This is a genomic window from Pseudomonas sp. FSL W5-0299, from assembly GCF_005930655.1.
Taxonomy (GTDB): Bacteria; Pseudomonadota; Gammaproteobacteria; order Pseudomonadales; family Pseudomonadaceae; genus Aquipseudomonas; species Aquipseudomonas mandelii.
On the sequence record NZ_RXHX01000082.1, the window covers coordinates 1 to 2456 of the forward strand.

Below are 2456 nucleotides of genomic sequence, written 5' to 3' on the forward strand. Positions count from 1 at the left end.
GTTTCGCGTGGGGTGAGTGTTTAAGGGACGGATCGATTGACTACGCATCGCAACACTGGACTGGGGATTGAGCCAGTGGTGATGCTGGGCGAGCTGGCGGTGAATCGGATGCTGGATAACCTTGATCCGAAGTCATCACTGGTCAGTCATACCGTGTCATCGTTCTTCGCGAGCAGGCCCGCTCCCACATTGGGTCTGGGTCGATCACGGAGGTGCATGGAACAAGAAACGGCCTACCCAGGCCGTTTTTTTTCGCCTACCGTTTGTCTAAAACCCCCGCCCACCTGTTAGTTCTGACAGTAGTCAGCGCGCCTTTCATCGTGCCCAATCTACCCGTCAATGTCCCCTCCCCCACAGTGGCGTACCTTCGCCAAGGAGTTTTTGATGGCCGCTTCTGGTCTATTCCTGTTTCGCCCTTCAAGGTTGGTCGTCGCCCCGCTGCAGCACCGGCCATTGATGATTGCCGGCGCGGTCGAGCCGATTGTCGACGGTGACGCGGGTATCAACATCAGTGTGGTGGAGAGCCATCCGGAGGGGGTGTTGTGCGCTATCAATAAATACAGCCCTCCAGTGCTGGCGGGCGATCAGATTGATGTGTATTGGGACGGTGACAAGATCTTCCACAAGGAACTCCAGCCAGAAGAAGTCGACGGTGATTTCCTGTTCTTTTTCCTGCCCGTCGCCCCCATGGTTCCCGGTTGGGTGGAAACGGTTTACTACGTGCTCACGCGCAAGGACGAAACAGTGCCGGACGACCCGTCAGCTGGGTTGCGGGTGCTGGTGAAGCTCGACAGGCCGGGGGGGCGCGACAAGGAACCTCATCTGCCAGGCCATTCCGAACTGCATCAACCTCAACTCCCCCAAGACGTCATTGACAATGGTATCGATGCGGAGTGGGCCGCCAGCGGTGTCCCTGTCACGATCCCCTTCTACCTTGGAATTTTCCCTTACGACGTGGTGAATCTGCACTGGGGCAGCGTTCGAATCCCTCATACCGTCACCCCCGATCAGGCCAATCGCGAAACCCCCATCATCATCACGGTGGATCAGGACGCCATTCTCGCCGGCGGTGACAGCGCGGCGTTGCCGGTTCGCTACTTTCCGCACGACCCGGTGTGGAACTGGGCCGAGAAGCACTCCATAAGCACGACGGTTCTGGTCGATGCCGGTGCCTGGCGCCTGGAATCACCGATCATCAATGAAGCCGTGAACGGGGTCATCACCCTCAAGGATCTGAACAACGAAGACGTCACCGTTCTGGTCAAGATTGCTGGCGACGATTTTGCGATCGGCGATACGGTGAAGCTGACCTGGATCGGCACGCCTGCTGTCGGCAAACCGTTGATCCATACGCAATCGCGAACCGTGGACAACATCCCGCACCACCTCGAATTCAAGGTGCCCTACGCCGAGGTCCGCGCAATTGCCATGGGGTCGGCCGACGCCTCGTATGTGTTGACCAAACTGGATAACTCGCCGCCCCTGTCGTCCAAGCGCGCATTCGCCGATGTCGTTGGGGATGTGGCAATCATCCCGGCGCCCATCGTTGAGCAAGCGGTGGGCGGCACGCTTGAACCCGACAACGAATATGCAACGGTGCGTGTCAGCTATCCCGGCATGGCCAGCGGCGATTCCCTCAACCTGATCTGGCTGGGTACCCAAGCCAACGGTCAGTCGTATTTGCACGAAGAGCCACACACTGTCAGCGCCGGAGAGGCCGCCGACAAGCTAGTGACCTTCCACATCGACAGTCAGCACATTGTCGTGCTGGACAAGGGTTCGCTGGACCTGTCCTACCGCATCACCAACGACGCCGTAGCGCTGTATGGCATCAGTGAATCGGAACGCTTGCTGCTCAAGGTCGAACAATTGCGCACCACACTGCCGGTGCCCGTGGTGCTGGAAGCCGACCCACCGGATGTGCTCGACCCCTCGAAGGTTTTCCATAACGTGAATGTCAGGGTCAACTACCTCGGCACGCTCCCGGGCGACATTCTGACCTGTCACTGGAGCGGCAACGGTCCTTTTGGCAGCACAACCAACTGGGTGCCGATCACCACCGTGACCGCCGGAAAACCCGTGACGTTCAGAGTGGCGGAGGAGTTCGTCGCGGCCAATATCGGCAAGTACGTCAAGGTACGTTACACGGTGAAGCATGCGGCTACGGGGTTGTGGAGTTATTCGGTTACGTTGAATTTGCTGGTCGCAGCATGGATTGCACCGACACTGGACACAGTCACCGACTCCAAAGGCCCGGTCCCCCAGGGCGGCATCACCTTTGACCGATCAGTAACCGTCACTGGCAAGGCCAGCCCCAACCAGAAAGTCCGCTTGCTCGATGGCACCACTTCATTGGGAGAACCTACCGCCAATGGTTCGGGAACCTGGACTCAGGTGGTAAGTGCATTGACCGTCAAGGCTTACAGCCTCAAGGCGCTGGCGCTGTATGGCGAGGG

1 protein-coding gene and 1 pseudogene are annotated in these 2456 nt (G+C 58.7%); both read left to right on the forward strand.

All coding sequences use genetic code 11. The features are described 5' to 3' along the window. Window positions 1-45 precede the first annotated feature (45 nt). Window positions 46-132, forward strand: a pseudogene (locus FHL16_RS35160) (DUF6124 family protein); the annotation flags it as partial. A 252-nt stretch (window positions 133-384) separates the two neighbouring features. Then, window positions 385-2456 (forward strand): Ig-like domain-containing protein (locus FHL16_RS33620; RefSeq protein ID WP_138739116.1); only part of this gene is annotated, 2072 nt, incomplete at its 3' end.